The sequence below is a fragment of the Brevundimonas sp. RM1 genome (genome assembly GCF_052907225.1).
On sequence record NZ_JBRERY010000011.1, the window covers coordinates 44,802 to 69,377 of the forward strand.

At 66.8% G+C, this 24,576-nt stretch carries 27 protein-coding genes and 1 tRNA gene; 13 read left to right on the plus strand and 15 right to left on the minus strand.

Annotation, left to right across the window (positions count from 1 at the left end; translation table 11 throughout):
* Positions 1-37: 37 nt before the first annotated feature.
* Together ACU5AP_RS11380 and ACU5AP_RS11385 are read right to left on the minus strand one after the other, a co-directional pair.
* Entirely contained in the window at positions 38-817 is a 780-nt protein-coding gene (locus ACU5AP_RS11380) for an NAD kinase (RefSeq protein WP_446681255.1), read from the minus strand.
* Between the two features lie 31 nt (positions 818-848).
* Complete coding sequence (locus ACU5AP_RS11385; protein ID WP_446681256.1) at positions 849-1,955, minus strand: DUF2336 domain-containing protein; 1,107 nt, start codon at positions 1,953-1,955, stop codon at positions 849-851.
* A 170-nt stretch (positions 1,956-2,125) separates the two neighbouring features.
* Between ACU5AP_RS11385 and ACU5AP_RS11390 the strand changes: the two genes are divergently transcribed.
* Genes ACU5AP_RS11390 through ACU5AP_RS11405 form a run of 4 tightly spaced genes read left to right on the plus strand, consistent with a single transcriptional unit; the run spans position 2,126 to position 8,037 of the window.
* Entirely contained in the window at positions 2,126-2,887 is a 762-nt protein-coding gene (locus ACU5AP_RS11390) for a class II aldolase/adducin family protein (RefSeq protein WP_446681257.1), read from the plus strand.
* Positions 2,888-2,937: 50 nt separating this feature from the next.
* Positions 2,938-3,618, plus strand: coding sequence for a hypothetical protein (locus ACU5AP_RS11395; protein ID WP_446681258.1), 681 nt, complete (start codon positions 2,938-2,940; stop codon positions 3,616-3,618).
* A gap of 34 nt (positions 3,619-3,652) precedes the next feature.
* Positions 3,653-4,801, plus strand: a complete 1,149-nt coding sequence (locus tag ACU5AP_RS11400; protein ID WP_003164427.1) for an efflux RND transporter periplasmic adaptor subunit — start codon at positions 3,653-3,655, stop codon at positions 4,799-4,801.
* The gene (locus ACU5AP_RS11405) at positions 4,801-8,037 is read left to right on the plus strand and encodes an efflux RND transporter permease subunit (protein ID WP_003164428.1); all 3,237 of its coding nucleotides are present in this window, start codon (positions 4,801-4,803) and stop codon (positions 8,035-8,037) included. The genes ACU5AP_RS11400 and ACU5AP_RS11405 overlap by 1 nt, the downstream gene beginning before the upstream one ends.
* A gap of 162 nt (positions 8,038-8,199) precedes the next feature.
* Here ACU5AP_RS11405 and ACU5AP_RS11410 read toward each other — a convergent pair whose 3' ends face one another.
* From ACU5AP_RS11410 to ACU5AP_RS11430, 5 genes are all read right to left on the minus strand, one after another.
* Entirely contained in the window at positions 8,200-8,739 is a 540-nt protein-coding gene (locus tag ACU5AP_RS11410) for a c-type cytochrome (protein WP_164918011.1), read from the minus strand.
* Positions 8,740-8,817: 78 nt separating this feature from the next.
* The gene (locus tag ACU5AP_RS11415; RefSeq protein WP_003164430.1) at positions 8,818-9,444 is read right to left on the minus strand and encodes a TetR family transcriptional regulator; all 627 of its coding nucleotides are present in this window, start codon (positions 9,442-9,444) and stop codon (positions 8,818-8,820) included.
* A 107-nt stretch (positions 9,445-9,551) separates the two neighbouring features.
* Positions 9,552-9,956 (minus strand): GNAT family N-acetyltransferase, encoded by a 405-nt coding sequence (locus ACU5AP_RS11420; protein WP_223850791.1) that lies wholly within the window; start codon positions 9,954-9,956, stop codon positions 9,552-9,554.
* A 215-nt stretch (positions 9,957-10,171) separates the two neighbouring features.
* Complete coding sequence (locus ACU5AP_RS11425; protein ID WP_046653723.1) at positions 10,172-10,489, minus strand: hypothetical protein; 318 nt, start codon at positions 10,487-10,489, stop codon at positions 10,172-10,174.
* A gap of 165 nt (positions 10,490-10,654) precedes the next feature.
* Positions 10,655-10,730, minus strand: a tRNA-Thr gene (locus ACU5AP_RS11430).
* Positions 10,731-10,781: 51 nt separating this feature from the next.
* On the opposite strand from ACU5AP_RS11430, the gene ACU5AP_RS11435 reads away from it, so the two are divergent.
* Positions 10,782-11,132, plus strand: a complete 351-nt coding sequence (locus tag ACU5AP_RS11435) for a DMT family protein (protein WP_112999331.1) — start codon at positions 10,782-10,784, stop codon at positions 11,130-11,132.
* 4 nt (positions 11,133-11,136) lie between these two features.
* On the opposite strand, the gene ACU5AP_RS11440 is transcribed toward ACU5AP_RS11435, so the two are convergent.
* Positions 11,137-11,574, minus strand: coding sequence for an HIT family protein (locus tag ACU5AP_RS11440; RefSeq protein ID WP_128719807.1), 438 nt, complete (start codon positions 11,572-11,574; stop codon positions 11,137-11,139).
* A gap of 113 nt (positions 11,575-11,687) precedes the next feature.
* Between ACU5AP_RS11440 and ACU5AP_RS11445 the strand changes: the two genes are divergently transcribed.
* Both ACU5AP_RS11445 and ACU5AP_RS11450 read left to right on the plus strand, forming a co-directional pair.
* The gene (locus tag ACU5AP_RS11445; RefSeq protein ID WP_128719808.1) at positions 11,688-12,044 is read left to right on the plus strand and encodes a phage holin family protein; all 357 of its coding nucleotides are present in this window, start codon (positions 11,688-11,690) and stop codon (positions 12,042-12,044) included.
* A gap of 73 nt (positions 12,045-12,117) precedes the next feature.
* On the plus strand, positions 12,118-12,690 hold the full coding sequence (locus ACU5AP_RS11450; RefSeq protein ID WP_128719809.1) for a DUF2239 family protein: 573 nt from the start codon (positions 12,118-12,120) through the stop codon (positions 12,688-12,690).
* 1 nt (position 12,691) lies between these two features.
* On the opposite strand, the gene ACU5AP_RS11455 is transcribed toward ACU5AP_RS11450, so the two are convergent.
* Positions 12,692-14,095, minus strand: coding sequence for a D-alanyl-D-alanine carboxypeptidase (locus ACU5AP_RS11455; protein WP_446681259.1), 1,404 nt, complete (start codon positions 14,093-14,095; stop codon positions 12,692-12,694).
* 268 nt (positions 14,096-14,363) lie between these two features.
* Here ACU5AP_RS11455 and ACU5AP_RS11460 point away from each other — a divergent pair, with 268 nt between their 5' ends.
* On the plus strand, positions 14,364-14,834 hold the full coding sequence (locus tag ACU5AP_RS11460; protein WP_128719810.1) for a phasin family protein: 471 nt from the start codon (positions 14,364-14,366) through the stop codon (positions 14,832-14,834).
* Positions 14,835-14,890: 56 nt separating this feature from the next.
* Here the strand turns inward: ACU5AP_RS11460 and ACU5AP_RS11465 are convergent, their stop codons facing one another.
* Positions 14,891-15,430 (minus strand): nuclear transport factor 2 family protein, encoded by a 540-nt coding sequence (locus ACU5AP_RS11465; protein WP_128719811.1) that lies wholly within the window; start codon positions 15,428-15,430, stop codon positions 14,891-14,893.
* Positions 15,431-15,570: 140 nt separating this feature from the next.
* On the opposite strand from ACU5AP_RS11465, the gene clpS reads away from it, so the two are divergent.
* Together clpS and clpA are read left to right on the plus strand one after the other, a co-directional pair.
* Positions 15,571-15,900: an ATP-dependent Clp protease adapter ClpS gene (clpS, locus tag ACU5AP_RS11470; protein WP_003164443.1), complete on the plus strand. Its 330-nt coding sequence runs from the start codon at positions 15,571-15,573 to the stop codon at positions 15,898-15,900.
* 12 nt (positions 15,901-15,912) lie between these two features.
* Complete coding sequence (gene clpA, locus ACU5AP_RS11475) at positions 15,913-18,216, plus strand: ATP-dependent Clp protease ATP-binding subunit ClpA (protein ID WP_046653715.1); 2,304 nt, start codon at positions 15,913-15,915, stop codon at positions 18,214-18,216.
* 155 nt (positions 18,217-18,371) lie between these two features.
* Here clpA and ACU5AP_RS11480 read toward each other — a convergent pair whose 3' ends face one another.
* The 4 genes from ACU5AP_RS11480 to ACU5AP_RS11495 all read right to left on the minus strand — a co-directional run bounded on the left by ACU5AP_RS11480 (position 18,372) and on the right by ACU5AP_RS11495 (position 21,707).
* A complete protein-coding gene (locus tag ACU5AP_RS11480) occupies positions 18,372-18,677 on the minus strand; it encodes a CsbD family protein (protein ID WP_040346555.1) in 306 nt (101 codons plus the stop codon).
* A 100-nt stretch (positions 18,678-18,777) separates the two neighbouring features.
* Positions 18,778-19,923 (minus strand): GNAT family N-acetyltransferase, encoded by a 1,146-nt coding sequence (locus ACU5AP_RS11485; protein WP_128719812.1) that lies wholly within the window; start codon positions 19,921-19,923, stop codon positions 18,778-18,780.
* Positions 19,920-20,378: a RidA family protein gene (locus tag ACU5AP_RS11490; RefSeq protein ID WP_003164447.1), complete on the minus strand. Its 459-nt coding sequence runs from the start codon at positions 20,376-20,378 to the stop codon at positions 19,920-19,922. The genes ACU5AP_RS11485 and ACU5AP_RS11490 overlap by 4 nt, the downstream gene beginning before the upstream one ends.
* Positions 20,379-20,432: 54 nt before the next feature.
* Complete coding sequence (locus ACU5AP_RS11495; protein WP_128719813.1) at positions 20,433-21,707, minus strand: DNA polymerase IV; 1,275 nt, start codon at positions 21,705-21,707, stop codon at positions 20,433-20,435.
* A 124-nt stretch (positions 21,708-21,831) separates the two neighbouring features.
* On the opposite strand from ACU5AP_RS11495, the gene ACU5AP_RS11500 reads away from it, so the two are divergent.
* On the plus strand, positions 21,832-22,209 hold the full coding sequence (locus ACU5AP_RS11500) for a response regulator (RefSeq protein ID WP_003164449.1): 378 nt from the start codon (positions 21,832-21,834) through the stop codon (positions 22,207-22,209).
* Complete coding sequence (locus ACU5AP_RS11505; RefSeq protein WP_446681260.1) at positions 22,206-23,567, plus strand: PleD family two-component system response regulator; 1,362 nt, start codon at positions 22,206-22,208, stop codon at positions 23,565-23,567. Before ACU5AP_RS11500 ends, ACU5AP_RS11505 begins: the two co-directional genes overlap by 4 nt.
* A gap of 92 nt (positions 23,568-23,659) precedes the next feature.
* On the opposite strand, the gene rpmG is transcribed toward ACU5AP_RS11505, so the two are convergent.
* Complete coding sequence (gene rpmG, locus ACU5AP_RS11510) at positions 23,660-23,827, minus strand: 50S ribosomal protein L33 (RefSeq protein WP_003164451.1); 168 nt, start codon at positions 23,825-23,827, stop codon at positions 23,660-23,662.
* 126 nt (positions 23,828-23,953) lie between these two features.
* Here rpmG and ACU5AP_RS11515 point away from each other — a divergent pair, with 126 nt between their 5' ends.
* Entirely contained in the window at positions 23,954-24,568 is a 615-nt protein-coding gene (locus tag ACU5AP_RS11515) for a hypothetical protein (protein ID WP_088411432.1), read from the plus strand.
* The last annotated feature ends 8 nt before the right edge of the window (positions 24,569-24,576 follow it).

The window sequence follows — 24,576 nt, forward strand, 5'->3', positions numbered from 1 at the left end:
TTAAAATCCGGTGACGGCGCCTCGACTATTTTACAGTTCAGGCGGCGAATTGTTCGGCCATGACGCGCTCTTCATATGAGCGGCCTGAATCGAACAGCATGGTCAGGGTGATGTCGCGCCGTTCCCGCACCTCGACGCGCGAGACGCGGCGCACCTCGAAATTGTCGGCGGTGGCGCTGACTGGCCGCTTGTCCGGCTCTAGTACGTCGAAGCGCACCCGCGCCGTGTGCGACAGCAGGGCGCCGCGCCAGCGCCGGGGGCGGAAGGCGCTGATCGGCGTCAGCGCCAGGCTGGGCGCGTCCAGGGGAATGATCGGCCCATGCGCCGACAGATTATAGGCGGTTGATCCGGCCGGGGTCGCGACAAGGCAGCCGTCGCAGGTCAGTTCCTCCAGCCGCACCTTGTCGTTGATGCTGATGCGCAGCTTGGCGCTCTGTCGCGTCTGGCGCAGCAGGGAGACTTCATTGATGGCCAGGCCGATGTGGACCTGGCCGCTTTCGACCCAGGCGTCCATCTGCAGGGGATGAAGGACGGTGCGGTCGGCCTGGGCCAGCCGATCCAGCAGGTCGTCTTCCTCATAGTCGTTCATCAGGAAGCCGACGGAGCCGCGGTTCATCCCATAGACGGGCGTGCGCAGCTGCAGATTGTTGTGCAGGGTCTCCAGCATGAAGCCGTCGCCGCCCAGGGCGACGATGACTTCGGCCTCGGCGGCGGGAACCGAGCCATAGCGTTCGCTCAACCGCTGGCGGGCGGCTTCGGCCTCGGGCCGGTCGCTGGCGACGAAGGTGATGGCGGTGGGGTGGAACGACTGAGTCACGGCGCTACGCAAGCGGAGCGGAGGCGCGCTGTCAAACGGTCGACCCGCCTTCAGGCGCCATCAGCAGACGAAATTCATAGGCCGCCTGTGTGGTCGACCGCTGCGCCGGGCGCCAGGCCTCGCCGTCAGGATCATGCGGCAGGCCGTGGTTCAACCGACGAACCTCGCGCAGCAGGGCGGGGAAGGCGGCGCGATCCAGCCCCGCAGCGGTGCAGGCCAGATACAGCGGTCGGGCGGTGTCGCCGCGCAGGGCGCGCCGTAGAGCCTCGGTCTCCAGACCGCTCAGCATGGTCAGGGCGTGGACGAAGAGGTCGAGTTTCTCTTCCCGCAGCGTCCGCATCAGGGTGGCGGGGCGCAGTTGTCCCGCCGCATGCAGCTTGGCGGCCAACTGGGCGGCGGCGTGATCGGGCGTGGTCTCGGCCGCTTGCTGGGCCGCTGCGGCGACCGCCGTCGCCAGCGTGGCGGCGTCCAGGCTGAAGCGCTGGGAGATGGCCTGCTTCAGGGCCTCGCCGACCCACTGATAGAGACGCAGGGCCAGATCCTCGTTCAACCGGGGATGTCGCGTCAGCGGCGCGCGCAGGGCGGCGATGGACCGCGCCTGCTCCACCAATCGAGCCATGTCGGCGGCTTCCAGCCGCGCCGTCCGGTTGACGGCCAGGGCGGTCAGGACGGCCGGCTCGCCGCGGTCGAGGATGGCGCGGGCGGGCAGGGGGCCGAGATCGGGGCGCAGCGCCACCTGGACCTGATGGTCCAGCGAGGCTTCCTCCAGCAGGGTCAGCAGGTCGGCGTCGAGCAGCAGCGGGCTGGCGGCGATCACCGGGCGGGCGATCTCTATGGCGTCGGCGGCCAGCAGGCGCACCAGGTCCGCCGGCGCCCAGGCGGCGTCCGCCAGACGTTCGGCCAGGGCGCGGCGGATATCTTGCTCGGCGGCGCGGACCATGGCGACGAAGACCTCGGTCAGGGCAGGCGGCGCGCCAGCCTGGCCGCCGACCGAGCAGTAGAGGTCCGCCACGCCCAGCAACAGGCGCTGTTGTTCTTCCGGCGGACGTCCGGCGGCCAAATCGATCAGTTGGTGAAGGCTGGCCAGCGGCAGGGGCTCGCTACGCGGGGAGGGCGCGAACGCCTCGATTGAGTCCACGAAACATCCCCCTGACGATGCGGCCGCGCCGCCGGCGGACAGTGTTCGCTCGTGTCGATGAAAACAGGGTTAATGAAGTCTTCCGTTTCGGTTCTTCGGCGGCGGTCGGCGACTTGACGCCGGGCCGGAGCGGAGAGAGGCTCATCTGAACGCTGATAAGGGGAAGGCCAATGACGGACGCGGCGCGGTCGCTCAAATCCCAGGTTTCCGAGGCGGAGTGGAAGGTGCGGGTCGAACTGGCCGCGCTGTACCGCCTGGTGGCGCTGAACGGGTGGGACGACATGATCTTCACCCATATCTCGGCCCGCGTGCCGGGACCGGAGCATCACTTCCTCATCAATCCATACGGCTGGTATTTCGATGAAATTACAGCCTCTTCCCTGGTGAAGGTCGATCTGGACGGCAATGTCGTTCAGGACACGACCAGCTTCATCAACCCGGCGGGCTTCACCATCCATTCGGCGGTCCATGCGGCGCGCGAAGAGGCGCATTTCGTCATCCACCTGCATACGGTGAACGGCGTGGGCGTCGCGGCGCAGAAGGACGGCCTGCTGCCGATCAGCCAGAACGCCTGCCTGCTGCAGCATCAGCTCGCCTATCACGGCTATGAAGGCCTGGCCCTGAACCACGACGAGCGCGAGCGGCTGGTGGCGGACCTGGGCGACAAGCCGCTGATGCTGCTGCGCAATCACGGCACCCTGGCGGTCGGGAACACGGCGGCGGAGGCCTGGGTTGGGATATTCTTCCTGGAACGCGCCTGCGCCCAGCAGGTCGCGGCTCTGTCGGCGGGACGCGACAACGTTCTGATCGCGCCTGACGCCGCCCAGGCCGAAACCAAGGAGCAGGGCCGAGGAATCGGCTTCATCTCCTCCCTGGCCTGGCCCGGCGCCCTGCGCCAGCTGCAGCGAAAATCGCCCGGTTACGACATCTAGCAAGGGGTGGGGCCGTGCGAGAGAGGGGAGGCGTCGGCCTTTGGGTCGGATTGGTTGCGCTGTCCGGCGCTGAGGCGGCCCACGCCGGCGCCTGGAATCTGCCGAAGGGGCAGGGCGAGATCATCGTCAAATACGAGAATATCCGCGCCGAGGATTATTTCACCTCCGACGGCGGGCGGGCCGACTTGCCGGGCGGGCGGCGCGACATCGCGGCCAGCGTGTTCGTCGAATATGGCTTGAGCGAACGCTTCACTCTTCAAGCCAAGGGCGAATGGCAGGACGGGCGCGACGAGTTCCTCGACTATCAGGGGCTGGGGCCGATCGAGATGGGCGTGCGCTGGCAGGCCTATCGCGACGATCGCAACGTCGCGGCCCTCTATGTCGGCTACGCCGAGGGCGGGGCGGGACGCAACGCCGGCTACGCTCCGCCGGGCGCGGGAGACAGCGACGTCGAGGTGCGGCTTCTGGCGGGGCGATCCTTTGATCGCGGGTTTATTGATCTCCAAGCGGCGCGGCGCTGGCGCTGTCGCTGGAGGCCTCGGTGGTGCGTCGGTTCGGAGACTGGCGGCTGCAGGCTGGCTGGCGACAGGCCGTTTCGGGTCGTGAAATTCCTGCGGGCAGAGGGCCTATCATCGGAATCTGGCGTCGATTTTAGTCCCGATTTCCGCGACGGAATCCGAGGTTCGCCACGTTACAGATACGTTATTTGCGTAACGGCGGTGACCCGTTAAGCGGGGGCGCTTGTTGTCGGGGAGACTGCGTCGCGTGTTCAAACGCCATTTTTTCATTATCGGCGCAGCCTGCGTATTGGGGCTGATGGTCGTGGCGGCGATCATCAAGATAGCGGCCGGGGGCGGCGACGCAGGCCAGCAGCGCGGTCCGGGAGGACCGGGCGCCGGACGCGGCCAGATCGTCGCCGAGGTCGTGGCGGGGCGTCGCGAATTCGCTGACCAGATCCGCGTGCTGGGCGTGGCCCGCAGCCGCCGCTCGGTCAACATCACCTCGAATACGACCGAACTGGTGACCAAGGTCATGTTCACCGACGGTCAGGCCGTGGCCGCGGGGGCGCCTCTGGTTGAGTTGCAAGCGCGTGAGGAAGACGCCGATCTGATCCGCGCGCGCGCCCAGCTGGAGAACGCTCAGCGCGAATATGACCGCTATCGCATCCTGGCTGAGCGCGGCGTGGCGCCGCGCGTCATGGCCGAGACGGCCGAGACGGCGCTGAAGACGGCCCAGGCGGCCATGGCGGCGTCGGAAGCGCGTCGCGGAGACCGTATCCTGCGCGCGCCCTTCGCCGGCGTGCTGGGCCTGACGTCAGTCACGCCGGGCACCCTGATCTCGCCGGGCGCGGTCATCACCACCCTGGACGACACCAGCGGGGTCCGCGTCGACTTCCCCATGCCGGAACGCTATCTGGGCGTCCTGCCCGTGGGCGCGCCGATCACGGCGACCACGGACGCCTTCCCCGGCGAAGAGTTCAACGGCCGCATCGCCTTGCTGGATACGCGGGTCAATGAACAAACCCGCGCCGTCATCGCCCGCGCCGAATTCCCCAACCCCGGAAACCGCATCCGCCCGGGCATGATGATGCGCGTCGCCGTCCACCAGGGGCGCCGCCAGAGCCTGGCCGTGCCTGAGGCGGCTGTTCAGTATGAGGGCCAGGGCGCCTTCGTTTATCGCATCGCGCGCGGCGAAACGGGCACGACCGCCCAGCGCGTGGAGGTCCAGACCGGCGCCGTCGAGAGCGGCTTTGTCGAGATCGTCTCGGGTCTGGGCAACAACGACCGCATCGTCGCGTCCGGCTTGAACCGCATCCAACCGGGCGCCCCCGTCACCGTCGAAGGCGCCGAAGGTCAGCAGCGCGGCGCTCCAGCCAAGGGCGGCGCACGCGCGTCGCAGGCGGCCCGCCCATGATGCTGTCCGATGTTTCGGTCCGGCGCCCCGTCTTTGCGGCGGTGGCGGCCATCGTCCTGTGCGTCATCGGCGCCGCGGCCTTCTTCTTCCTGCCCGTGCGCGAACTGCCGGACGTGGACCCGCCGGTCGTGTCGGTCAGCACCAACTACGCCGGCGCCTCGGCCGAGGTGATCGAGAGCCGGATCACCGAGCCGATCGAGCAGCAGATCGCCGGCATCCAGGGCGTCGAGCGCATCAACTCGACCAGCCGCGACGGCCGCTCCAACGTGAACATCGAGTTCTCGCTGGACCGCAACATCGATGACGCGGCCAATGACGTGCGCGATCGCATCTCGCGCGTGCTGGGCCGCTTGCCGGATCAGGCCGACCCGCCGGAAGTGGCCAAGGCCGATTCCGACAGCCAGCCGATCATGATCATGTTCCTGCGCTCCACGACGATGGACCGAATGGAGCTGACCGACTACGCCCGCCGCTATCTGGTGGACCGCTTCGCCACCGTGCCGGGCGTGGCTCAGGTCAACATCTTCGGCGAGCAGCGCTACGCCATGCGCATCTGGCTGGACGCCGGGGCCATGGCGGCGCGGGGGCTGACCGTCACCGATGTCGAGAATGCGCTGAACAGCCAGAACGTCGAACTGCCCGCAGGCGCGCTGGAGTCGGCGCAGAAGGACTATACCGTCCGCGTGGCGCGCAACTACGCCGACCCGGCCGATTTCGCCCAACTGCCCATCGGCACGCGCGGCTCGGCCTCGACCGCCACGGGCGCACAGGCGTCGGGCACCCTGGGCGCGGCCTCGGCGGCCATGACCAACGGCGTCACCGGCGCCCTGATCGGCAACGCCGCCTACGTCACCCGTCTGGGCGACATCGCCCGGATCGAGGAGGCGCCCGCCGAGGCGCGTCGCCTGTTCCGCGGCAACGGCGTCGATCAGATCGGCCTGGCCGTCACCCGTCAGGCCCAGTCGAACGATCTGCAGATCTCCGAAGGCGCGCGCAAGCTGATGGAGGAGGTCGCCCACAGCCTGCCGCCCGGCACGACGCTGGAGGTCGGCTCCGACAACTCGGTCTTCACCTCGCACGCCATCGACGAGGTGTGGATCACCATCGGCATCTCCATGGCCCTGGTGGCCCTGGTCAACTTCATTTTCCTGGGCAGCCTGCGGGCGGCGATCATCCCGTCGGTGGTGGCGCCTATCTGCCTTCTGGCCACCTTCATCGTCCTGGCGCCGCTGGGGTTCTCGCTGAACCTTCTGACCCTGCTGGCCCTGGTGCTGGCCATCGGCCTGGTCGTCGATGACGCCATCGTCGTGGTCGAGAACATCCAGCGCCGTCTGGATCACGGCGAGCCGCCGTTGGTGGCCGCCGAGCGCGGCGCGCGTCAGGTCTTCTTCGCCGTCGTGGCGACGACGATCGTGCTGCTGTCCGTGTTCGCGCCGCTGCTGTTCTTGCCGGGCTACGTCGGGCGCCTGTTCGTGGAACTGGCGGCGGCCATTGCAGCGGCCGTGGCCTTCTCGGCCTTCCTGGCGCTCAGCCTGTCGCCCATGCTGGCGTCCAAGATCCTGAAGCCGGCGCACACCGGCGGCTGGGTGGCGCGGCGCGTGGATGCGGGCATGGACGCCCTGAAGCGATCCTATGCGGCTTCGCTTGACGCCCTGCTGGGGCGACGCATCGCTGTCGGCGGGGTGGCGGCCGTCATCGTGCTGGTCGCGGCGGGGGCTACAGGCATCTTCCTGCACCTGCCGAACGAGCTTGTGCCGAACGAGGACCGCGGGCGCGTGACGCTTCGCATCGCCGGGCCTGAGGGCACGGGCTTCGACTACACGCGCGAGATCATGCTGGGGTTGGAGCCGATCCTGGCCGAGTATCGTGAGAACGGCGAGGCGGCCAACTTCCTGGTGTCCTCGCCTGGTTTCGGCGGTTCCGGCTTCAGCTCGGGCAGCGCCATCCTGAACTTGTCCGACTGGTCCGAGCGCGACCGCTCGGCCGACCAGATCGCCCAGGAGCTGAACGGCAAGCTGCGCAACCAGACCGGCGCCCAGGTCAACGCCTCGACGCCCGGCGCCTTCCAGCGCGGCGGCGGCAACTCCAACTCGGTCGAGATGGTCGTCACGGGTTCGGAATACGCCGCTATCTACAACTGGCTGCAGCCCATCCTGGCGGCGGCGCAGGAGAACCCCGGCTTCTCGCGGCCGCGCCTGAACTATGAGCCGAACGCGCCGCGTCTGCTGGTCGATGTCGATCCGCAGAAGGCGGCCGCCCTGGGCGTCTCCTCGCAACAGATCGGCCGCACGCTGGAAACCATGTTCGGTTCGCGTCGCGCCACGACCTACATCAAGGGCGGTCAGGAATACGACGTCATCCTGCAGACCGAGCGCGACAATCGCCGCGAAGTGACGGACCTGGAGTCGCTCTATGTCTCGACCGGCACGGCCCAACTGGTGCCGTTGTCCGCCGTGGTCTCGACCAAGACTTCGGGCGATACGCCGGACCGTCGTCGTTTGGATCGCCAGCGGGCGATCACCCTGGCGGCCGACCTTAATCCCGGCATGACCATTGATGACGCGGTGCAGTTCCTGAACGCCGAGGTCGCCAAGCAGCCGCAGGGCGTGACCAATATCCGCTGGGGCGGCGCCGCCCGCGACCAGCAGGAGGCGGGCAGCGCCGTCGGCTGGGCCTTCGCCCTGGCCCTGCTGCTGGTCTTCCTGGTGCTGGCGGCTCAGTTCGAGAGCTGGATCACCCCGGCGGTCATCATGCTGACTGTGCCCCTGGCGGCGGCGGGCGGGCTGTTCGGTCTGTTGATGGCGGGCTCCAGCCTGAACATCTACAGCCAGATCGGCCTGATCATCCTGATCGGCGTGGCCGCCAAGAACGGCATCCTGATCGTCGAGTTCGCTAACCAGCTGCGCGATCAGGGGCGGAGCATCCGCGAGGCGATCATCGAGTCCTCGTCGCTGCGCCTGCGTCCGATCATCATGACCTCGATCGCCACCGCCTTCGGCGCCCTGCCGCTGGTGCTGTGGCAAGGGGCAGGGGCGGGCAGCCGTCAGACCATCGGCGTGGTGATCTTCACCGGCGCCATGTTCGCGACGGTGCTGACCCTGTTCGTGGTGCCGGTGATCTACGGCGTGTTGGCGCGCTTCACCAAGTCGCCGGAATACACCGCCCGCAAGATCGAGGAATGGGAAGCGCAGGAGAAGCGCGACGGCCTCGAACCGGACATGAGCCCGGCGGAGTAGTTTCCTTCTCCCCTTGTGGGAGAAGGTGGCTGCCGAAGGCAGACGGATGAGGGGTTTTGCGACCTCAGATGAAGGGACGCGCGTCAGACGTCCCGCAACCCCTCATCCGACCTCGCTCCGCTCGGCCACCTTCTCCCGCAAGGGGAGAAGGCTAGGCGTTGCTCACTCGCCGGTCGGCTTGAACCCCGTCTCGACCTTCAGGAAGGCGATCACGTCGCGACGGTCCGTGGCGTCGGGCAGGCCGGCGAAGCTCATCTTGTTGCCGGGCAGGAAGGTGCGTGGGTTCTGCAGCCAATGGTCCAGGGTCTCGGCGTCCCAGGTGAAGTCCGCTGTCCGCAGGGCGTGGGAATAGCTGTACTTGTCCCGCGCGCCCGCCTCGCTGCCGAACACGCCATAGAGGTTGGGACCCGTCATGTTCGGCCCGCCCGGCGTGATGGTGTGGCACGAACGGCAGCGGGCGAAGGCGCGGCGGCCGTTCTCCAGATCCGCCTGGTCATAAGGGGCGGGCAGGGAGGCCAGCAGGGCGGCTTTCTCGGCCTCGGTCAGCGCGGGGGGCTTGGGGGCTTCGGCCGCGCCCGTTCCCGAACCTTCGGCGCCTTGGCCGCAGGCCGTGAGGCCCAGAGAGACTGCTAGCGCGGCGGCCAGCACGACGGCCGGGCCGGACGCGCGGCGAATCGTGGGGAAGGACGAAAGACGGAACATGACGCACTCCTTGGCCGAGGGTCATGCTTTAGCCCATGAGGGCGCCGTCGCAATGGACAGCTTGTCCAAGCGAGGGCGTCAGCGCCCGGTGGTCAGCTTCACCACGATGTGGGCGGTGGTGTCGATGATGGCTTCCGGCGTATCGGCGCGGCGCATCAGTTCGAAGCCCGCCGCAACGGATTCCACCAGGTTCGCCGTCTCATAGGAGGTCAGGCGGGGATTGAGCCCCTCGGGATGCAGGCCGCTGGCGTGGGCCTGGGCGATGCGGCGCTCCAGCGCCAGGTGCAGGCGACGCAGGCGGCGGATGCGGCTCTCGGCGAAGGCGGGCTCGCCCATGTCGGCCAGCATGTGCTCGACCCGCAGCACCGGCCCGTGGTCGCTCCACAGGCCCAGAACCTCCAGCACATAGGCGCGGGCGGCCTCGAAGGCGCGCTCGCCGGACCAGTCGGCGTGGATGTGCGCAGCCAGCCGCTGGAAGTCCTCGCCTGCTTCTTCGCACAGCAGCAGCAGGCCTTCCTCGACCGAAGCGAAGTAGGTGTAGAAGGTCGGCGCCGACACCCCGGCCGCCGCCGCCACGTCGGCGGGACGGATTTCGCCCAGATGCTTGCTGTTCAGCAGTCTGCGCAGAGCGTCCAGCAGAGCGCGCCGGGTGCGGGCGCCCCGTGTGCGGATCCTGTGACCCAGCTTGTTGGTCGTCTCGGACATGTGGGAGGCGGCCGAAGTTGCGATGGAAACGGGCCGAAAAGGGGAGAAGGCGAAGGCCTAGCGGCTTCCGCCCTCTGCGACAAGCGCGACCCAAGCAGGAGCGCGGCCTACAGGGTGGCGCAGACCTCGACCTCGTCGCCGAAGTATCCGCCCGTGGGCACGAAACCCAGGCGGCGATAGAAGCCCTCGGGGCTGCCTTCGCCCAGGCCGTAGCTGGTGAAAAGCGTGGCGTAGCCGCGACGACGCAGGCGCTGCTTCACCATCTCGACGACCCGGCGGCCGACGCCCGCGCCCTGGTGCGGACCTGCGATCATCAGGCGCCACAGATAGGGGCCGTCGCAGTCGATGCCGTCGTCCCACTCGTCGCCGTCGTTGACCATGACCAAGCCGACGAGGGTTTCGTCCAGGTAGATCGCCCGAAGCCATGTCGCTTCGGAACAGAAGCCCTCGGCGATGGACACGCCGTTATCGGCGACGACAGCGCGTTGCGCCGGCGACAGAGTTTCGCTCAACTCGCAGACTTCGCTGACATTTTCAGAGGTGATGCGGCGGAAAGAGATTTCATTTTCAGGAGACATGGACGGCATATTGCAAAGCCTCTCCATGCTTCGCCCTGCGACGTATGGACGCCGAACGCCTGAGGCGCGGGAGAGGAGGCGAGGGCCCTCGTCTCGCGGACGCCGTGACGGGCTGTTCGCCGTTCTGCCGGTTTGAAATCAGCGTTCTGCTAGTTCAGAGCGCGGCATTTAGAGGTGGAGTTGTTCATGACCGGGTCGTCGATCATACAGAGGACGTATCGGTCGCCGTTCGTGAGAATGAAAGAGAACGATTCTGTATTGGGGTTGTACATCTCGGTCCGATAGTTGGTATGCGAGATGATCTTCCAGCCTGTATTCAGCAATTCGGTCATTGATTGAGAAAGCGGAACCCAATCCGTAGCGCGGTGCTGGGGATCGGGGTCCGGAACCCTTTGTCGCCGTGCTTGGGCCTCGACAGCCGTCGGAACCATCACGAGCAGAGCGAGCAGCAGGGTGAATTTTCGCATTTTCATCCTTTAGGGCGGCCAAACAACGGGCGGGCGAGCGAAGGCCCTGGGCGTCGAGCGTCGTCGGCGGATGGTAGCGTGAGGAATCGCGATCCGTCGATATGGATACGGCGTCGCATCTCGCGACGTGCGGGCCTGACCATTCCCGGTCTGATCGGGAGAGGGTGGTGCCGGTTGCAGGAATCGAACCCGCGACCTTCGGTTTACAAAACCGCTGCTCTACCAGCTGAGCTAAACCGGCGTGGCCCGCCTTATGCTGGCGGAATCTCTTTGACGCAAGCACACTGATCGAATGCCCTCGCTGCCCTATCTCGCGCCCATCGTCATGCTGGCGCTGTCCAACGTCTTCATGACCTTCGCCTGGTACGGCCACCTGAAATTCGGAACCAAGCCGCTGTGGATCGTGGTCCTGATCAGCTGGGGGATCGCCTTCTTCGAATACTGGCTGGCCGTGCCCGCCAATCGCATCGGCCATCAGGTCTATTCGGCGGCCGAGTTGAAGACCATGCAGGAGGTGATCACCCTGCTGGTCTTCGCGATCTTCTCGGTGATGTATCTGGGGGAGAAGCTGACGGTGAACCATCTGATCGGCTTCGCCCTGATCGCCGGCGGCGCCTTCTTCATCTTCAAGGGACCGCTGTAGGCGGTCAGTCCAGGGCGGCCGCGATCTTCTGGGCCAGGGCTTTCAGCTGTTCGGCGTCGGCCATGGGGGCGTGGCCATGGCCCTTCATCGGGCGATCGGTCCAGCGCGGCACGATGTGGAAATGCAGGTGGAAGACCGTCTGGCCGCCCGCGTCGCCGTTGAACTGCATCAGGCTGAGGCCTTCGGGCTTCAGCGCCTTTTCGACCGCGCGGGCCGTGCGCTGGACGGCGGAGGTCAGCTTGGCCAGGGTCTCGGGCTCGATCTCCAGGATGTTGCGGGCGGTCGACGTCTTGGACACGACCAGGACGTGCCCCTCGGACTGGGGAAACACGTCCATGAAGGCCAGGACGTCGTCGTCCTCCCACACCTTCACGCTGGGCATGTCGCCGCGCAGGATCTTGGCGAAGATGTTGTCCGGGTCGTAGGCGCCGTGAAGGCTCATGGGGGTCTCCTTCGGGGTAGGGCGCTCAACCTAGCAGGCGATCTCGTGCGGCGCACGGAGCGGAACGCCGCGATATGCGCTTATATGGTCAAGGTTCTTCAGTTGGAGGCGTCATGCTGGGTTTCATCGTTCAGGCCGTGGTCACGGCGATCGGTCTGTGGGCCTCGGCCAAGCTGGTTCCAGGGGTGGGGTTCACCTCGACCGGCTCGCTGATCGCGGCGGCGGTCATCCTGGGCGTGGTCAACGCCTTCGTGCGGCCGCTGATGGTGATCCTGACGCTGCCTTTGACCATCGTCACCTTCGGCCTGTTTCTGCTGGTGGTGAACGCCGCCATGATCGGGCTGACGGCCATGTTCCTGGGCGGCTTCGTCGTCGATGGCCTGTGGGCCGGGATCGGCGCGGCCATCGTCACCGGCGTGGTCAGCTGGATCGCCGGCGCCCTGTTCGGGGGCGTGGACGAGCGGAGATAATAAATTACCCGGGCAATATTGACGCGATAATATCATCCGGGTAATTCCGTCCTCAACAAAGCGAGGACGGATTATGACTCTGTGCACGGCCTTCGACGGCCATACGATGATCGCGACCGGGCCGTTGGCTCAGGTCGCGGGTGCGGCGAAGGCCGCGCACGACTCCGGACGGGCGGTTCTGGTCTTTCGGGATGAGGATGCGCAGCCGGTGGACCTGGATTTGCGCGGCGATCTTGCGGCGGTGCTGGCGCGACTGCCGCCCGAGCCGTCGCAGCCTGAACCTGAGAAGCGCGGGCCGGGGCGGCCGAAGCTGGGCGTGACCGCGCGCGAAGTCACCTTGCTGCCCCGCCATTGGGACTGGCTGGCGTCCCAGCCGGGCGGGGCGTCGGTCGCCTTGCGCAAACTGGTCGAAACCGCCCTTCGCGAGGCGGAGGCGCCGGATCGGATGCGTCGCAGCCGTGAGGCGGCCTATCGCTTCATGACCGCCGTGGCGGGCGATCTGCCGGACTATGAAGAGGCCATGCGGATGCTATTCGCGGGCGACTGGACGGCGTTCGACGCCCGAACCGAGGCCTGGCCGGCGGACGTGCGTGATTACGCCCGTCGCCTGGCCGAGCCTGGATGGCGTAACGGCCAGGGACGCTGAATCAGCTGGGGCGGATCACCATGCAGGTGACGCGACGCTCGGACAGGGCCTCGCACGCCGCCTCGGCCGACTGCTGGGTCATGCCGGTGAAGCGCGACCGATACCAGCCGTTCGCCGTCTGCACGTCGCGCTGGGCGCTCGAGAATTGGGTGCGGAAGCGGCGGCTGACGTCGTTCAGCCAGTCGCGGGCGACGGCTTCCTCGCGAAAGGCGCCGACCTGGACGGCCCAGCGGCCGGCCGGAGCCGGGGCGGCGGCGCGCGCAGAGGTGTTGCGGGTCGCGCGGGCCGGCGCCGCCGGCGCGGCGGCCGAACCGCCGTTCAGCGCGGCGGTCAGGCTTTCGGGCGGGCGGTTCTCGGCGCGACGCGCCGACGGCGGCGGCGTCACCTCCGTCGGCAGGTTGCGCGGCGGCGGACCGGCGACATAGGCCACCTCGGTCGAGGAGCCGACGCCTTCGCCGTCCTCATCCGACAGGGAGGCGTAGGCGATGGGCGGCGAGGGATCGGCGCTGATCCCAAAGCCGCGCTGTTCGAAGAAGGCCTGGGCCAGTTGGATGCGCTCGCCCTGGCCGCGGCGACGCTGAACCTCGAAGCCGGTGTCCATCAGTTCGGCGACGTGGTCGTTGCGGCTCTTGGTCGAGCGGCCGCCCATGACGATGGTGATGATCCGCTTGCCGTCGCGCACCGACGACGCCGCGAGGTTGTAGCCCGAGGCGTTGGTGAAGCCGGTCTTGATGCCGTCATAGCCGCGCCCGGTGGCCAGCAGGCCGTTGGTGTTGCGGTAGTCCCGGCCTTTGTAGAACCAGTCATGCAGGCCGAGGTAGCGGTAGTATTGCGGATAGTCGCGCATGACCGCGCGGCTGAGAATCGACAGGTCGCGGGCCGTGGTCGCCTGGCGCGTGTCGGGCAGGCCGTTGGCGGTGGTGAAGCGGGTCTGCTCCATGCCCAGCTCGCGCGCCTTTTCCGTCATCATCTGGGTGAAACGGCCTTCCGAGCCGCCGATATGCTCGGCGATGACCACGGCCATGTCGTTGGCGCTGCGGACGGCCGTGGCGCGCATGGCGTCATCCAGGCTGATCGTCTGACCGGCGGCCAGGCCCAGCTTGGACGGCGGCTGCGACGCCGCGCGCGGCGAAACGGTCAGGTTGTCGTTCAGATTGACCTTGCCCGACTCCAGCGCCTCGAACGCCAGGTACAGGGTCATGACCTTGGTGATGGAGGCCGGATAGCGTCGCGCGTCGGCGAAACGCGAGAACAGGACTTCACCCGAGGCGGCGTCGACCACGATGGCCGCATACCGACTATCGGACGACTGGGCTTCCGGCGGCGCGACGCCGATCGTCGGCGTCAGGACGATGCCCCCCAGGACCAGGGCGGCCAGGAAACGTCGGCGGAATAGGGCGTTCATGGGCAAGCTACTAGCCTCGTCACTGTGGCGCGAAGACGGCTGCGATCACGCACGTTACAAAGGCTAACATCCGCTTCCCCGGTTTCGAGAGGGTTAACGGCGCGTCAACAGACTTGTGATCGCTCTCCGCATCCAGAGGGCAGGTTATCAGCGATCATATTGTGCGTCGCACAAATTTCACTTGAAGTTTCTTCGCAGGTGCACCATATCGCCGTTGTCGCGATGGGCCCGCCTGTCGCCAGAACCCTTTTGCTTCAGGAGACTCCCCATGGCTGACGCCGCTGAGACCGTGAAGAAGACCGTCGAACAAACCGCCGCCAAGGCCAAGGCCCAGGCTGGATCCATCCAGGCCGCCGGCGCCAAGGCGTTCCGTGAAGGCGTCGACAAGTCCGTCGCCTCGCTGAGCGAGCTGAACGCCCACGGCAAGAAGAACCTGGAAGCCGTGGTTGAATCCGCCGCCGCCGCCCAGAAGGGCGCCGAGGCCCTGTCGCAACAGGCCGTGGCCTACAGCAAGAAGTCCTGGGAAGACGGCGTCGCCGCCGCCCAGTCCTTCTCGCAGGCCCGCTCGGTGCAGGAACTGTTCGAACTGCAGACCAACTGGGCCAAGTCGGCCGCCGAGGCCTATCTGGCCGAGTTCGGCAAGGCGACCGAGACCATGACCGCCTCGGTCAAGGACAGCTTCAAGCCGATCAACGAGCGCGTTTCGGCCGCTGTCGAGCAGTTCCAGGCCGCCCGCTAAGGCGCGACTGCACGCTTAATGCGAACGAGGCCCCGGCGGAGACGCCGGGGCCTTTTTCATGGCTTCGCTTCGGCGCTCATGGGCGCGTGGTCGATGCTGAAGGCGCGGGCCAGCCGCCAGCGCCCGTCCGGCTCCAACCGCCACAGGACGGAGAAGCGGGCGCGTCCGACCAGGGTTTCCGGCCCGTCGCCCTGCCGTTCGTAGAACAGGTGGCTGCCTTCTTGGACGGCGCCGACGCCGGGGATGGCGTAGACTCGCATCGTGCCGGGCACGAGTTCGCGCCGTGAGCGCCAGGCGTCAGGGGCGGTCCGCGCCGCGCAGCCCTGGCGATAGTCGTCGATGAAGCGCGCCCGCGTCGCCGTCAGTCCGCCCCGATCGTGATAGAATTCCAGGTCGTCTGTCACCAGATCGGCCAGGGCCTCGGGATCGCATCGGTCGAACATGACCGAAAACAGGGCCGCGTCCTGTTCAGCGATGATGGGGGCGAGGGCGGCGTCATCGGTAGGGGCGGCGGGCGTCTGGCCCAGCGTCAGGGCGACGAACAGTCCGGCGGTCAGGGGCATGGCGGCGGTCCGGGGCAGGGAACGGAAGCGCATTGGTGCGGTTCCTGAGCCGAGATGTCCCGTGAATCTTTGGTCAGGCGACCGGGGTCACGCAGGCTGTGACTGGACGCATCTACAAATCAGGCCATCATTCCCTATCTGATCTTTTGACACTCCCCGATTACGGACCACGAATGCCTAACAGACGGCCAGGTGAACAGGGCGGAGGCGCAGGCGCCGCCGTCGTCACCGAGACAAAGCCGAAACTTCAGCGGCCCTCGCTCTATCGGGTGCTGATCCTGAATGACGACTACACCCCCATGGAGTTCGTCATTTACGTGCTGGAGCGGTTCTTCCAGAAGAGCCGCGAGGACGCGACCCGCATCATGCTGCACGTGCACCAGCATGGCGTCGGGGTCTGCGGCGTCTTTACCTACGAAGTGGCCGAAACCAAGGTCGCCCAGGTGGTCGAGACGGCGCGACGCCACCAGCACCCCCTGCAATGCACGATGGAAAAGGACTGAGAGGAACCTGCCATGCCTTCGTTTTCCCGTCCTCTCGAAGAGACCCTGCACCGCGCGGTCCACTACGCCAACGAGCGTCGGCATGAATACGCCACGCTCGAACACCTGCTGCTGGCCCTGATCGACGATCCGGACGCCTCGGCCGTTATGACGGCCTGCAACGTCGATCTGGGCGCGCTGAAGGCGGCGCTCGGCTCCTATGTCGACACCGATCTAGCCGCCCTGGCCACGGCCGATGGCGACGACGCCAAGCCGACGGCCGGTTTCCAGCGCGTGATCCAGCGCGCGGTCATCCATGTCCAGTCGTCCGGCCGCGAGGAAGTGACCGGCGCCAACGTCCTGGTCGCCATCTTCTCCGAGCGCGAAAGCCACGCCGCCTATTTCCTGCAGGAGCAGGACATGACGCGCTACGACGCGGTCAACTTCATCGCCCACGGCATCGCCAAGAAGGCCGGGGCGGCCGAAGCCCGCTCGGTGCGCGGCGCCAGCCCCGAAGAGGCCGAGGACGGCTCGGTCGTCAAACAGGGCGGCGAGGCGCTGGAAGCCTATTGCATCGACCTGAACGAGAAGGCCCGCAACGGCAAGATCGACCCCCTGATCGGGCGTCAGGCCGAGGTGGAGCGCTCGATCCAGATCCTGTGCCGCCGCACCAAGAACAACCCCCTGCTGGTCGGCGATCCCGGCGTCGGCAAGACCGCCATCGCCGAAGGTCTGGCCCGCAAGATCGTCAACGGCGAGGTGCCGGAAGTCCTGAAGGACGCGACGATCTACAGCCTCGATATGGGTTCGCTGCTGGCGGGAACCCGCTATCGCGGCGACTTCGAGGAGCGGCTGAAGCAGGTCGTCAAGGAGTTGGAGAGCCACGAGAACGCGGTCCTCTTCATCGACGAGATCCACACCGTGATCGGCGCGGGCGCGACCAGCGGCGGTGCGATGGACGCCTCCAACCTGCTGAAGCCGGCGCTGGCGTCCGGCAGCCTGCGCTGCATGGGCTCGACCACCTACAAGGAGTATCGCCAGCACTTCGAGAAGGATCGCGCCCTGGTGCGTCGCTTCCAGAAGATCGACGTCAACGAGCCGACGATCGAGGATACGGTCAAGATCCTCAAGGGTCTGAAGACGACCTATGAGACGCACCACAAGCTGCGCTACACGGACTCGGCCATCCGCACGGCGGTCGATCTGTCGGCGCGCTACATCACCGACCGCAAGTTGCCGGACAAGGCGATCGACGTGATCGACGAGGCGGGGGCGTCGCAGATGCTTTTGCCTGAATCCAAGCGCAAGAAGGTCATCGGCCAGAAGGAGGTCGAGGCCGTCATCGCCAAGATGGCCCGCATCCCGCCCAAGTCGGTGTCGAAGTCGGACACGGAATCCTTGCGCGAGCTGGAGACCGATTTGAAGCGCGTCGTCTTCGGTCAGGAACAGGCCATCGACCAGGTCTCGGCGGCGATGAAGTTGGCGCGGGCGGGTCTGCGCGACCCGAACAAGCCGATCGGCGCCTTCCTGTTCAGCGGACCCACCGGCGTCGGCAAGACGGAGGTGGCCAAGCAACTCGCCTCGACCCTGGGCATCGAGATGCAGCGCTTCGACATGTCCGAATACATGGAGCGCCATACGGTCAGCCGCCTGATCGGCGCGCCTCCGGGCTATGTCGGCCATGACCAGGGCGGCCTGCTGACCGACGCGGTCGATCAGCACCCGCACTCGGTGGTCCTGCTGGACGAGATCGAGAAGGCCCACCCCGACGTCTACAACATCCTGCTGCAGGTGATGGACAACGGGACGCTGACCGACGCCGTGGGCAAGAAGGTCGATTTCAGGAACGTCATCCTGATCATGACCACCAACGCCGGGGCCGCCGACAACGCCCGCGCCTCCATCGGCTTCGGCCGGGGCAAGGTCGAGGGCGAGGACGACAAGGCCATCCAGCGCCTGTTCGCGCCGGAGTTCCGCAACCGTCTGGACGCCATCGTGGCCTTCAAGCCGCTGGGCGCCGAGACGATCCGTTCGGTCGTGACCAAGTTCGTGCTGCAGCTGGAAGCCCAGCTGGCGGACCGTAACATCACCATCGAGCTGACCGACGAGGCGACCGACTGGCTGGCCAAGAACGGCTTCGACGAACTGTATGGCGCACGGCCCCTGGCCCGCGTCATCCAGGAGCATATCAAGAAGCCGCTGGCCGACGACATCCTGTTCGGCCGCCTGACCCGCGGCGGCCACGTCAAGGTCGAGTTGAAGGACGGCAAGATCGCCTTCGACATCACCCCGACCAAGGGCGCGGCGGTGAAGGAAGAGGAAGAAGAGACGGCCTGATCTTATCCTTCTCCCCTTGTGGGAGAAGGTGGCCCGTCAGGGCCGGATGAGGGGTCTTGCGACGTGAAAAAGGGGTTGCGGGATTTGTCGTCCCGCAACCCCTTATCCGTCTCGCTTCGCGAGCCACCTTCTCCCACAAGGGGAGAAGGCCTTGATCAGCGTTTGCGGCCCAAGGCGCCGAGCAGCACCGCCGCGCCGGCGATGATGCCGGTAGTCAGCAAGGGCTTGCGGCGGGCGAAATCCAGACCCTTGCGGGCGGGATCGCGCAGGTCGGCGGGGGCCTTGTCCACCATGCCGTCCAGGCCGTCGATGACGCGGCCATAGGCGTTCTGCGCCTTGCCCTTGAATTCGTTCAGCTTGCCTTCGACCTGAAGCTTGCTGTCGCCGGTCAGGCGGCCGAGGCCGTTCTGCAGCTTGCCGCCCGCTTCGGTCACGGCGCCTTCGATGCGTTGGTCAGTCATGATCAATTCCTGATGCGAGTGAGGAGGAGACTCCGGGAAAAAGCGCATCTGGACGGCGACGGTTCCTGATGTTCTGCCGCTCGCGACGAAATGTCAGGGGTCAGCCCTGACGGTAGGGCGACAGCTCCGCCGCCATGGCGCGCATCTCCGCCTCCACCGCCAGGCGTTCCTGCTCCAGATAGCGGGCGACCGGATCGCGCAGAGCGGGATCGGCGATGAAATGGGCCGAATAGACGGGGGAGGGCAGGTAGCCGCGCGCGATCTTGTGATCCCCTTGCGCGCCCGCCTCGACTCGCGACAGGCCGCGCGCGATGGCGAAGTCGATGGCCTGATAATAGCACAGCTCGAAATGCAGGAAGGGCCGGTCGACCAGCGTCCCCCACTGGCGGCCGTAAAGCGCATCGCGGCCGATGAAGTTGAGCGCTCCGGCCACCGGCGTCTCGCCCTCGAACGCCATGACCAGGGCGATGCGGTCGGCCATGCCTGCTCCGACGCGGGCGAAGAAGTCGCGCGTCAGATAGGGCCGGCCCCATTTGCGGTCGCCGGTGTCCATGTAGAAGGCGAAGAAGGCGTCCCAGTGCGCCTGGGTGATCTCGGCCCCGGTCAGGATGCGGATGTCGAGACCGGCCGGCGCCTCGCGCCGCTCGCGCCGGATGGTCTTGCGCCGGTTGGACGACAGGGCGGCCAGGAAGTCGTCGAAGCTCCGATAGCCGTCGTTGCGCCAGATGAACTGGATGTCCCGGCGCGGCAGCAGGCCCGCCTCGGTCATGGCGCGCCATTCGGCCTCAAGCGGGAAGTTGACGTGCAGGGACGAGACGCCCAGTCGCTGGGTCAGCGTCAGCGCGCCTTGCAGCAGGGCCTCGCGCACCGCGGCGGCGTCGGTTCCCGGCGCGTTCAGGAAGCGCGGGCCGCTCGCGGGGGTGAAGGGCACGGCGCCCAGAAGCTTGGGGTAGTAACGCCCGCCGGCGCGCTGATAAGCGTCGGCCCAGCTGTGGTCGAAGACGTATTCGCCCTGACTGTGGCCCTTCAGATAAAGGGGCATGACGCCGATAACGGCGCCGTCTTCATCATGCAGGGACAGATGGCGCGCCGCCCAGCCCTCGGACGGGACGGCGCTGCCGGACGCCTCGCAGGCGTCGAGGAAGTCGTAGGAGACGAAAGGATCGCCGCTGGGGGCCGCACAGGCGTCCCATGCGTCCCGGCCTATGGCGGCGATCCGGTCGTTTACCTGAAGGGTGAAGTTCACTTCACCTCGATGACGGCGTCCACTTCGACGGCGAAGCCGAGCGGCAGCTTGTAGACGCCGACGGCCGAGCGCGAGTGCTTGCCCGCGTCGCCGAAAACCTGGACCATCAGGTCCGAGCAGCCGTTGATGACGCCGGGGATGGCTTCGAAGTCCGGCCCGGCCTGGACGAAGCCGCCCAGCTTGACGATGCGGACCACGCGATCCAGGTCGCCGTCGACGGCGGCGTTGATCTGGGCCAGCAGGTTGATGCCGCACAGGCGGGCGGCCTCGGCGGCCTGCTCCGGGGTCACGTCCACGCCGACGGTGCCCTTGATGCCGCCGTTGGCGTCGTTCGACAGCTGGCCCGAGATGAAGATCTGCTCGCCCGAGCGGACGTAGGAGACATAGCTGGCCACCGGCTTGGCGGGCTCGGGCAGGGTGATGCCGAGTTCAGCGATGCGGGCGTGAATGCTCATGGGGCGACTCCGTATGAAAGTGTGGAGGGGGTTTAGCGCGGCGCGGCGGCCGCGTCATCCGGGGCGTTCATTTGGTCGCTTCAACGCGCGTCCGGCCACTACGGCGGCGGCTCCGAACTTGTCGCGCAGGGCGTCGATGGCGGTCTCGGTCTTCAGGGCGCGGGTCTCGGCCGTGGCGAACAGGCCGGCGGGCGCGTCCTGAGCGTCGGCGATGTCGGCCATGCCGATGCCGATCAGCCGATAGGGCACGCCCAGTTCCGGTTTCAGCAGGTCGCGCCCGGCGGCGAACAGGGCGCGCGCCGTCTGCACCGGCTCGGCCAGGGTGATGCGGCGGGTGACGATCTTGAAGTCCGTCTTGCGCAGCTTCAGCACCACGACCCGGCTAGCCACGCCGTCGCGGCGGGCCTTGGAGGCCAGCTTCTCGCACAGGGGCCACAGTTCGGCCTCCAGCGCCTCGGCTGTGGTCAGGTCGTCGTTGAAGGTAGTCTCGGCGCTCATGCCGCGACGGTCGTGATCCGGGTTCACCGGGCGGCTGTCGCGCGCGTGGCTGAGGTCGTGCAGGCGCAGGCCCGTCTCGCCATAGCGCCGGACCAGATCCTTGACCTCGGCGGCGGCCAGATCGCCGATCGTTGCGAAACCGTCCGAGCGCAGGGTGCGCCCGAACACCGGCCCTACGCCGGGCAGGGTGGTCACGGGGCGCGGCGCGAGCAGTCCTTGCGCCTCGGCCGCGCCGATGACGGAGAAGCCGCGCGGCTTGTCCAGCTCCGACGCGATCTTGGCCAGGAAGCGATTGGGCGCCAGGCCGATGGAGACGCTGAGGCCCGTCTCGTCCTCGATCCATTTCTGCAGACGCGCCAACTGGAAGGCGGGCGGGCCTCCGTTCAGCCGCTCCGTGCCCTTCAGGTCGATCCACGCCTCGTCCAGCGACAGGGTCTGAACCAGCGGCGTCAGGCGGTGGACGGCGCCGAAGATGCGCTCGCTCTCGGCCACATATTTGCGGAAGTCCGGCTTGATCACCACGGCGTCGGGGCAGGCCTTCAGCGCCTTGAACATCGGCATGGCGGAGCCGACGCCATACAGCCGCGCCACATAGCAGGCGGTGGAGACCACCCCGCGCTTGCCGCCGCCGACGATGACCGGCCTGTCGCGCAATTCCGGCCGATCGCGTTTCTCGACCGAGGCGTAGAAGGCGTCGCAGTCCAGGTGGGCGATGTGCAGATCGCTCAGCTCGTCATGGGCGATGACCCGGCGCGAGGCGCACGACGGACACCGCGCGACCTTGCGGTCGCCGGTCGACAGGCAGTCGCGACAGAGGGCCGTGATGGCCAAGCAAGAACTCCGTTTGTCTCGGCTTCACGTCAACTTAAGACTGCTGCGGTCACAGTGCATCCAAGAAGGCGCAACAGCCCACCGCAAAAGCGGATGAACAAGAGGCGCAACAGCCGGGTGGCGGATGTCCAAGAAAGTCCTCATCGTCGAGGATAATGAGCTGAACATGAAGCTTTTTCATGATCTGCTCGATTCTCAGGGGTATGAAGTGCTGCAGACCCGCGAAGGGCTGCAGGCGCTGGCGATTGCGCGCGAGCACCGCCCCGATCTGATCCTGATGGATATCCAGTTGCCGGAAATCTCAGGCCTTGAAGTCACCAAATGGCTCAAGGACGACGAAGAGCTGAACCATATCCCCGTCATCGCCGTTACAGCCTTCGCCATGAAGGGTGATGAAGAACGGATTCGCCAGGGGGGCTGTGAAGCCTACATCTCCAAGCCGATCTCGGTCATTTCCTTCCTGGAGACGGTGCGCAGGCACCTGGGTCAGGGGGCGGCATGAGTGCGCGAATCCTGGTGGTCGACGACGTCGAGGCGAACGTCCGGCTGCTCGAAGCCAAGCTGACCCTCGAATACTACGACGTGCTCACCTGCCATGACGGCGCGACCGCCATCGCCCTGGCCGACGCCGAGCAGCCGGACCTGATCCTGCTGGACGTGATGATGCCGGGCATGGACGGCTTCGAGACCTGTCGCCGGATCAAGGCGGCGGCGGACACGCGCCATATCCCGGTGGTGCTGGTGACGGCGCTGGACGGACGGCATGATCGGATCAAAGGCCTAGAGGCCGGGGCCGACGACTTCCTGTCCAAGCCGCTGGACGATGTGATCCTGATGGCGCGGGTCCGCAGCCTGACCCGGCTGAAGATGGTCATGGACGAGCTGCGCGAGCGCGAGGAAAGCGGGCGCCGGGTCGGCGTCGACACCGGCGGCGTGGCGCGTCTCAAGGGGTCTGGCGGGCGCGTGCTGATCGTCGACGACAACACGCTTCAGGCCCAGGTGATGGCGCAGGAGCTGTCGCGAGAACACCGCCCCCTGATCGAGCCCTCGGCTGAGGCAGGGCTGGAGACGGCGCGCGGTCCGGTCGATCTGGTGATCGTCAACATCACGTCCGAACGGTTCGACGGCCTGCGGCTGATCGCCCAGCTTCGCTCCAAGGAGCCGACGCGGCGTCTGCCTATCCTGGCCGTGGTGGACACCCAGGATCGGCCGCGCCTGCTCAAGGCGCTGGAGCTGGGCGCGCACGACCTGCTGATCCGTCCCATTGATCCCGAGGAACTGGCGGCGCGGGTGCGGACACAGGTGCGCCGCAAGCGTTACGGCGACTTCCTGCGCGAGAAGCTGGACCACAATCTGGAGATGGCGGTCACAGACCCCCTGACCGGCCTGCACAACCGGCGCTACATGAACGGCCAGTTGGACGCCCTGGTGGCGCGCGCCAATCGCGGCGGCGACCCGGTGGCGGTGCTGGTGCTGGACATCGACCACTTCAAGGCGGTCAACGACAGCCTGGGCCACGACGCGGGCGATGAGGTGCTGCGCGAGTTCTCGGTGCGGCTGGCGACCAATGTGCGGGCCGTGGACCTGCCGTGCCGATTCGGCGGCGAAGAGTTCGTGGTGGTCATGCCCGGCACGACGCTGGAGGACGCCCATCGTATCGCCGAGCGGATTCGTCGGGACGTCGGCGCTTCGGCCTTCCGCATCCTGGGCGGCGAGCCGTTGAGCATCACCGTCTCGGTCGGCGTGGCGGCGACCATGGGGGCGGACGACACGCCGGCCTCCCTGCTGAAGCGCGCCGACGAAGGCGTCTATGAGGCCAAGAAGGCCGGCCGTAATCGGGTGGTGGCCCGCGCCGCCTGACGCGCCTGTGGTCGCATGACGGACAACGAAAAACGCCCGGTCCTGCGACCGGGCGTTTCGATTCTTGCAGATTCAAGCGGAGGGCTAAGCCCTTACTTGATCTTGCCTTCCTTGAACTCGACGTGCTTGCGGACGACCGGGTCGTACTTCTTGACGACCATTTTCTCGGTCATCGTACGGGCGTTCTTCTTGGTGACGTAGAAGAAGCCGGTGTCAGCGGTGGAGTTCAGGCGGATCTTGATGGAAGCCGGTTTGGCCATCGGAATTACCTCTGCGACGGCGAAAGCCGCTTGAAATAAGAGGCGCGGAACATACTCAGGACGGGCTCAAAGTCAACGGTTTCGATGTCGCGTTGAGCGGCGCCGCAGAAGCGTTAGTGTTTCGACATGAAAACGCCCTACTTCAAGCCCGCCCACGCCCTGTCCGTCGCCGTCATTGCGGCCGGATTGACGCTGTCCGCCTGCTCGTCCGAACCGGCGACGCCCGCCGCAAAGCCCGATGCGGCCTCGGCCACGGCGCAGGACGCCTTCTTCGCCAATCTGACCGCCCTTTGCGGCCAGCGCTTCGAGGGCAAGGTCGTCACGACCGAAGCCGCCGACTCGGATTTCGTCGGCAAGCGTCTGCTGATGCATGTGCGCGACTGCTCGAAGGATGAGATTCGCATTCCCTTCTGGGTCGGCGAAGACCGCTCGCGCACCTGGGTCGTGACCCGCACCGAATCGGGCCTGCGGCTGAAGCACGATCACCGCCAGCCGGACGGCAAGACGGATCCGCTGCACTGGTACGGCGGCGATACGAAGAACGAAGGCACGGCCGAGCGTCAGGAATTCCCGGTGGATCAGGAATCCATCGATCTGTTCAACGCTCAGGACGCCTCGGTCTCGACGACCAACGTCTGGGCGATGGAGGTCCATCCCGGCAAGACGTTTACCTATGAACTGCGCCGGCCGAACCGCCATTTCCAGGTTGATTTCGACTTGACCAAGCCGGTCGCCGAATAAGACGCGAG

Bases quoted from the DNA above. Each gene is read 5' to 3' on its own strand.
- ACU5AP_RS11390 (WP_446681257.1), top strand. From the start codon at position 2,126: ATGACGGACGCGGCGCGGTCGCTCAAATCCCAGGTTTCCGAGGCGGAG.
- ACU5AP_RS11405 (WP_003164428.1), top strand. From the start codon at position 4,801: ATGCTGTCCGATGTTTCGGTCCGGCGCCCCGTCTTTGCGGCGGTGGCG.
- ACU5AP_RS11410 (WP_164918011.1), bottom strand. From the start codon at position 8,739: ATGTTCCGTCTTTCGTCCTTCCCCACGATTCGCCGCGCGTCCGGCCCG.
- ACU5AP_RS11415 (WP_003164430.1), bottom strand. From the start codon at position 9,444: ATGTCCGAGACGACCAACAAGCTGGGTCACAGGATCCGCACACGGGGC.
- ACU5AP_RS11425 (WP_046653723.1), bottom strand. From the start codon at position 10,489: ATGCGAAAATTCACCCTGCTGCTCGCTCTGCTCGTGATGGTTCCGACG.
- ACU5AP_RS11435 (WP_112999331.1), top strand. From the start codon at position 10,782: ATGCCCTCGCTGCCCTATCTCGCGCCCATCGTCATGCTGGCGCTGTCC.
- ACU5AP_RS11440 (WP_128719807.1), bottom strand. From the start codon at position 11,574: ATGAGCCTTCACGGCGCCTACGACCCGGACAACATCTTCGCCAAGATC.
- ACU5AP_RS11445 (WP_128719808.1), top strand. From the start codon at position 11,688: ATGCTGGGTTTCATCGTTCAGGCCGTGGTCACGGCGATCGGTCTGTGG.
- ACU5AP_RS11450 (WP_128719809.1), top strand. From the start codon at position 12,118: ATGACTCTGTGCACGGCCTTCGACGGCCATACGATGATCGCGACCGGG.
- ACU5AP_RS11455 (WP_446681259.1), bottom strand. From the start codon at position 14,095: ATGAACGCCCTATTCCGCCGACGTTTCCTGGCCGCCCTGGTCCTGGGG.
- ACU5AP_RS11460 (WP_128719810.1), top strand. From the start codon at position 14,364: ATGGCTGACGCCGCTGAGACCGTGAAGAAGACCGTCGAACAAACCGCC.
- ACU5AP_RS11465 (WP_128719811.1), bottom strand. From the start codon at position 15,430: ATGCGCTTCCGTTCCCTGCCCCGGACCGCCGCCATGCCCCTGACCGCC.
- clpS (WP_003164443.1), top strand. From the start codon at position 15,571: ATGCCTAACAGACGGCCAGGTGAACAGGGCGGAGGCGCAGGCGCCGCC.
- clpA (WP_046653715.1), top strand. From the start codon at position 15,913: ATGCCTTCGTTTTCCCGTCCTCTCGAAGAGACCCTGCACCGCGCGGTC.
- ACU5AP_RS11480 (WP_040346555.1), bottom strand. From the start codon at position 18,677: ATGACTGACCAACGCATCGAAGGCGCCGTGACCGAAGCGGGCGGCAAG.
- ACU5AP_RS11490 (WP_003164447.1), bottom strand. From the start codon at position 20,378: ATGAGCATTCACGCCCGCATCGCTGAACTCGGCATCACCCTGCCCGAG.
- ACU5AP_RS11500 (WP_003164449.1), top strand. From the start codon at position 21,832: ATGTCCAAGAAAGTCCTCATCGTCGAGGATAATGAGCTGAACATGAAG.
- ACU5AP_RS11505 (WP_446681260.1), top strand. From the start codon at position 22,206: ATGAGTGCGCGAATCCTGGTGGTCGACGACGTCGAGGCGAACGTCCGG.
- rpmG (WP_003164451.1), bottom strand. From the start codon at position 23,827: ATGGCCAAACCGGCTTCCATCAAGATCCGCCTGAACTCCACCGCTGAC.
- ACU5AP_RS11515 (WP_088411432.1), top strand. From the start codon at position 23,954: ATGAAAACGCCCTACTTCAAGCCCGCCCACGCCCTGTCCGTCGCCGTC.